This window comes from Geobacillus sp. (assembly GCF_017515625.1).
Taxonomy (GTDB): domain Bacteria; phylum Bacillota; class Bacilli; order Bacillales; family Anoxybacillaceae; genus Geobacillus; species Geobacillus stearothermophilus.
This window is the reverse complement of sequence record NZ_JAFWFM010000036.1, coordinates 1-5,878: the sequence shown is the minus strand read 5'-3', so window position 1 is coordinate 5,878 and position 5,878 is coordinate 1. Positions and strand designations below refer to the sequence as shown.

Here is a 5,878-nt window from a genome sequence, read left to right as displayed (position 1 = left end):
CCTTGGCATGATGGTAATTGTTTGACACCCCTGCATCATACCAAGAGGGCTTTTTTTGATCAAGTCCCCGGAAAAGCTCCTAACGGGAATGCTCCTTTGGGCAAGATCTTTCATTCGCTTATAGAATGAATCATAGCGGTTGAAAATATGCACGGCTGCTTTGGAAAGCAATCGGCTTTACAACGATGGCCGCGGCCGCCATAATAGAAGCCAAAGGAGGGAAACGAGATGAAACCGTTTACATTCCGCAACCCGACGAAACTCATTTTCGGGAAGGGGCAAATTGAACAGCTGAGGCAGGAAGTGACGCGCTACGGCAAAAAGGTGCTGCTTGTCTACGGCGGCGGCAGCATCAAACGAAACGGATTGTATGATGAAGTGATGGCCATCTTGGCCGGCATTGGCGCCGACGTTGTTGAGCTGCCGGGCGTCGAACCGAATCCCCGCGTCTTGACCGTCCGGAAAGGGGTTGATCTTTGCCGGAAGGAAGGGGTTGAGTTTTTGCTCGCTGTCGGCGGCGGCAGCGTGATTGACTGCACGAAGGCGATCGCGGCCGGGGTGAAATTTGACGGCGATCCGTGGGAATTCATCACAAAAAAAGCGGTCGTCACCGACGCGTTGCCGTTTGGCGTGATTTTGACGCTGGCAGCGACAGGGTCGGAGATGAATGCTGGTTCGGTCATTACGAACTGGGAGACGAAAGAAAAATACGGCTGGGGCAGCCCGGTGACGTTTCCGCAGTTTTCGATTTTGGATCCGACCTATACAATAACGGTCCCGAAAGAACATACGGTGTACGGGATCGTCGATATGATGTCGCACGTGTTTGAGCAATATTTCCACCACACGCTGAACACGCCGCTTCAGGACCGGATGTGCGAAGCGGTGCTCAACACGGTCATTGAGGCGGCGCCGAAGCTGGTCAATGACCTGGAAAACTACGAGCTGCGCGAAACGATCATGTACTCGGGCACGATCGCCTTAAACGGATTCCTGCAAATGGGCGTGCGCGGCGACTGGGCGACGCACAACATTGAGCACGCCGTTTCCGCGGTGTATGACATTCCGCACGGCGGGGGATTGGCGATTTTGTTTCCGAACTGGATGAAGCATGTTTTGGATGAAAACGTCAGCCGCTTCGCCCAGCTTGCGGTGCGCGTCTTCGGAGTTGATCCGGCCGGAAAAGCGGAGCGCGATGTGGCGCTTGAAGGCATCGAGCGGCTGCGGGCGTTTTGGTCAAGCCTTGGGGCGCCGTCGCGGTTGATGGACTACGGCATTGGCGACGAGCAGCTCGAACTGATGGCGGATAAAGCCATGGCGTTCGGCGAGTTCGGCCATTTCAAAAAGCTGAACCGTGACGATGTGCTCGCCATTTTGCGCGCGTCGCTTTAACATCTTTCTCACTTCGAAACGAAGTGAAAGTAGGAGATGAATGTCGGTTGGCGTTAGCCAACGAATAGGATAAAATATGGTCCGAACCGACATCTTCGGAACGAAGGGAAGCGTAAAGGGTTCTTGTGTGTGGCTTGCTGTTCGGTGGACACGCACAAGTCGCTTGAAGCCCCCACCTCTAAGCGAAGCGTAGGTGGTGGGTCGTTTACTGGAAAAGCGGGGGCTCTCCAAGATGAAGCGGTTTTGCAACAGCCAGCCGGCGGCTTTAGGCCAAAGCTGGCTGTTTGCTGTCCGTCCCCGGCAAGGCTGGCGATGGAAGAGAAAAGCTGCCGTCATGACCGTGTTCAAAGCGGGAAATGTTGCTTTTCTCGCCGCTCCGGCATCGTCGGTTTGGCGGGCATGGCTGTGTTGCCCGGCTTTCTAGGAGTCGGAAAAGGGTCGGAAAAGGCAGCCAAAACGCACTTTCACAAGCGGCTCCCTTTGCCATTGCCTCTTCGTTTGTGGCAGAATTCTCAATTGGGCGAAACCGCCGTTGTTCGTCGGCTTTCGTCCGAAAACACGCAGCGAAAATTGTCGGAATTGAATCCGTTTGCAAACGCGGACTGCGGCTTGATTTCCCCCGTCTATTCCGCTAAAGTGAAAGAAGGAAATGAACATGAAAGGGAGGCGGAATGGATGACCCATATTCGGTTCGATTATTCGAAAGCGCTCGCCTTTTTTGGCGAACATGAGCTTACATACTTGCGCGATGCGGTGAAAGTCGCGCATCATTCTCTTCACGAAAAAACCGGAACCGGGAACGACTTTTTAGGCTGGCTTGACTGGCCGGTCGACTATGACAAAGACGAATTCGCCCGCATCAAGGAGGCGGCGAAAAAGATTCAATCAGACTCCGATGTCCTTCTTGTGATCGGCATCGGCGGCTCGTATCTTGGCGCGCGCGCGGCGATTGAGATGCTGCATCATTCGTTTTACAACGCCTTGCCGAAAGAGAAGCGGAAAACGCCGCAAATCATTTTTGTCGGCAACAACATCAGCTCGACGTACATGAAAGACGTCATCGATTTCTTGGAAGGAAAAGACTTCTCGATCAACGTCATTTCCAAATCGGGGACGACGACCGAGCCGGCGATCGCGTTCCGTATTTTCCGCAAACTGCTCGAGGATAAATACGGCAAAGAGGAAGCGCGCCGCCGCATTTATGCGACGACGGACAGCAAGCGCGGCGCGTTAAGAACGCTCGCCAACGAGGAAGGGTATGAAACGTTTGTCATTCCGGATGACATTGGCGGCCGCTATTCGGTGTTGACCGCGGTCGGGCTATTGCCGATTGCTGCCAGCGGCGCGGACATCGACGCGATGATGGAAGGCGCGGCGAAAGCGCGCAGCGATTTCAGTTCCTCGGAGCTTGAGGACAACGCCGCCTACCAATACGCCGCCATCCGCAACATTTTGTACAACAAAGGGAAAACGATCGAACTGCTTGTGAACTACGAACCGGCGCTGCACTACTTCGCCGAATGGTGGAAGCAATTGTTTGGCGAAAGCGAAGGGAAAGACCAAAAAGGGATTTACCCGGCGTCGGCCGACTTTTCGACCGACTTGCATTCGCTCGGCCAATACATTCAAGAAGGGCGCCGCGATTTGTTTGAAACGGTGCTGAAGCTAGAAGAACCGCGCCATGAATTAGTCATCGAAGCGGAAGACAGCGACCTTGACGGACTCAACTATTTGGCGGGAAAAACGGTCGATTTCGTCAACACGAAAGCGTTCGAAGGGACGCTGCTCGCCCATACGGACGGCGGCGTGCCGAACTTGGTCATCACCTTGCCGAAACTGGATGAGTACACGTTTGGCTATCTCGTCTACTTCTTTGAGAAAGCGTGCGCTATGAGCGGCTACTTGCTCGGGGTGAATCCATTTGACCAACCGGGAGTGGAAGCATACAAAAAGAACATGTTCGCCCTCTTGGGCAAGCCGGGGTATGAGCAGCTGAAAGAAGAGCTGGAAAAACGGCTGAAATGACAACGCGGCTCACCGCTGTCCGCCATGCTGCGACGCGTCCCAAACGGCCAAAAAAACGCCTCTTCCCTTTTGCGAGGGAAGAGGCGTTTTTTTTTTTTGGCCTGACCCCGTTGTGAACCAGCCGTTTGGCTGCTTAGCGCCCGGGCGCGGCTATATCGCCCCCTGCCGTTTTTCACCAGGCGTCTGAAGTCGCCGCGGTCAAATAATCCCCATCAAACGGGAAACGATAAAAAAGAAGGAGGGGTTGTCTATGATTGAACTTCCGTCGCGTCTGGAAGGGAAGCAATTTCAGCTGTACCATTTGGAAGAGCAATTAAAACCACTCGGTTATGTGATCGGCGGCGGCTGGGATTACGATCACGGGTATTTTGACTACAAAATCGCCGACGACTTAGGTTACCAGTTTTTGCGCGTGCCGTTTCGGGCAGTCGACGGGCAGCTTGATTCGCATGGCACGACGGTGGAGCTTGGGCGGCCGTTTTTGCTTGCGCATAAATATCAACAAGGAATTGATGATTTCGCCGATGTGGGCAATGTGGGGGCGACGTTCAACCAGTTTGCCGAACCGCAAGACCCGGATGCGACCGTTCCCGAGCGGTATATTTCCGTCGGTAAAGCGCTCGTTCAAGAGTTGGAGCGCCGCCTGCTCGATTAAGGAACGATCGCGAACAGGCGGTCTCCTTCTTCAATGAGGCGCTGCGGCGAAACGGAAACGGTCCGGTTGTCGGCGCAGACGACGGCAAGCGCGGTGATGTGGCGCCCAAGCAGCCGTTGTTGCACGTCATGAAACGTCTGTCCGATGCATTCGGCATCCGGCTCAAGCAAGGAGAGCGTCTGCGTGCCCGGGCGGCTGAGCATCGCCGTAAGCGCGCTGGCGACGCCCGGGGAGCGGAGGCTGGCGGCCATGGCGAAACTCGCCAGCAAGTTCGTCTCAATCACCTCGTCGGCGCCGGCGCGGAAGGCGTTTGCGACGTTGCGCGCCGTTAAGATTTCGACGATAGCGTACACCGACGGGTTGAGGCTTTTGGCTGCCAGCAGCGTCACGATCGCGTCTTTGTCCGCTTCTGCCTCGGCTTTGTGCGGATTCGCAGTAATGAGCAAAAACCGCGCTTTTTGAATGTTCGCCTTCTCCAACACCGCATCATCGCCGGCCGACCCTTTAATGAAATGAACGGGAACATCAGGGAGCGGGTGGGACGGCACGGTTGCGTCGATCAGCACAAAACGGAGCGACGGCTCGCGCCGGGCGAGGCGAAGCAGCACTTCTCGCGCCCGTTCGTTCCAGCCGACCACGATGGCGTGATCCTGGTCCCGATACTCAAAGCGCCCGCTTGTGCGCGCCGTTGCTTGGGTGGCGGCCGCCGCGGAGACGGAAGCGAAATAGGCGGTTAGAATGCCGGTGCCCAGTGCGATGAGCACGATGGCTGCTATCTTTCCAGCGACTGTTTTGGGCACGATGTCGCCGTAGCCGATCGTGGCCGCGGTCACAATCGCCCACCAAATGCCGTCAAACACGGTGCGGAACGTCTCCGGTTCAATGAGGCGCATGAGCGCGCCAAACAGCACAATCGTGGCGCTCGCAGCGGCGAACAAACGGATGATGGCCGGCCAGCGCCAGTATGCGAACAACACATCCCTCGTTTTCATCGCATTCCCTCTCTCGGATTTTTCTCCCTTTAGTGTGGACCATTTTTGCATAATCATTCCTATTCCCTCGCATACTAGGAAACGGAGCACGACGGAAAGGGGGAAAGCGGCGATGGAGATGAACCGCGTCAAACAAATCGTTTCGTCGCCCGCTGATATTCCGGTCTATTACAACGGGGTATCGGTCTGGATCGACGCGTATGACGAAGAACGGCAAATGGCGACCGTCCATTTGCGCGACGGCCGGCTCAATGAGCGCCTGGATGTGCCGGTCGCCGAGCTGACTGAGGAGCGCGAATGACCCGCAGGACGGGCGAGAAACCGCTGACGAACCAATTCGCTGGCAACGGCAAGGTTACGGACGAAATGTCTGTAACCTTATTTTATTGGCCCCGCTGTTCGGCGGTTGCCCCGGTGTTTTTTTAATTTCTTGATATATGACTGTCCGGTCGGTAACATATGGTCATGACTAATGGGTCAACGACTGGAAATATCGAAAGGAGAGAGAACGGGTGGGGAACGTCATTCGATTTTCATCCTATTTCGCGCAGGAGACTCCCACTTCAACGACCAAAGGGAGTAAGTGGGAGAGGAATGCGCGTTCCCCTTTTCTTTTGTGTATGATATAATAAAGGCGTGGAGAAAACCGTTTAATAAAGGCACTCCAATAACTGCTACTCGATGTATGGAGTTGGTTACAGGAAACGTTGTAACCGTAAAACATCGAGCGTAGATCCGTCTGTTGTGTGTGGAAGCCAAGTACTGCCAACAGACACACCGAGAGAATCGGTAACGATGCAGGCATGACCTGCGT

Annotated in this window: 5 protein-coding genes; 4 read left to right on the top strand and 1 reads right to left on the bottom strand. The window is 55.0% G+C overall.

Annotation, left to right across the window (positions count from 1 at the left end):
• Positions 1–228: 228 nt before the first annotated feature.
• The 3 genes from IKE44_RS02125 to IKE44_RS02115 all read left to right on the top strand — a co-directional run bounded on the left by IKE44_RS02125 (position 229) and on the right by IKE44_RS02115 (position 4,072).
• Positions 229–1,392 (top strand): iron-containing alcohol dehydrogenase, encoded by a 1,164-nt coding sequence (locus IKE44_RS02125; protein WP_287464874.1) that lies wholly within the window; start codon positions 229–231, stop codon positions 1,390–1,392.
• 675 nt (positions 1,393–2,067) lie between these two features.
• Positions 2,068–3,417 (top strand): glucose-6-phosphate isomerase, encoded by a 1,350-nt coding sequence (locus tag IKE44_RS02120; protein WP_049624801.1) that lies wholly within the window; start codon positions 2,068–2,070, stop codon positions 3,415–3,417.
• A 250-nt stretch (positions 3,418–3,667) separates the two neighbouring features.
• Positions 3,668–4,072 carry a YugN-like family protein gene (locus IKE44_RS02115; RefSeq protein WP_033016282.1) on the top strand — a complete coding sequence of 135 codons (405 nt, stop codon included), beginning with the start codon at positions 3,668–3,670 and terminating at the stop codon, positions 4,070–4,072.
• On the opposite strand, the gene IKE44_RS02110 is transcribed toward IKE44_RS02115, so the two are convergent.
• Entirely contained in the window at positions 4,069–5,064 is a 996-nt protein-coding gene (locus tag IKE44_RS02110; RefSeq protein ID WP_049624799.1) for a potassium channel family protein, read from the bottom strand. The genes IKE44_RS02115 and IKE44_RS02110 overlap by 4 nt on opposite strands.
• A 112-nt stretch (positions 5,065–5,176) precedes the next feature.
• Here IKE44_RS02110 and IKE44_RS02105 point away from each other — a divergent pair, with 112 nt between their 5' ends.
• Positions 5,177–5,365: an H-type small acid-soluble spore protein gene (locus IKE44_RS02105; RefSeq protein ID WP_033016280.1), complete on the top strand. Its 189-nt coding sequence runs from the start codon at positions 5,177–5,179 to the stop codon at positions 5,363–5,365.
• Positions 5,366–5,878: the final 513 nt, after the last annotated feature.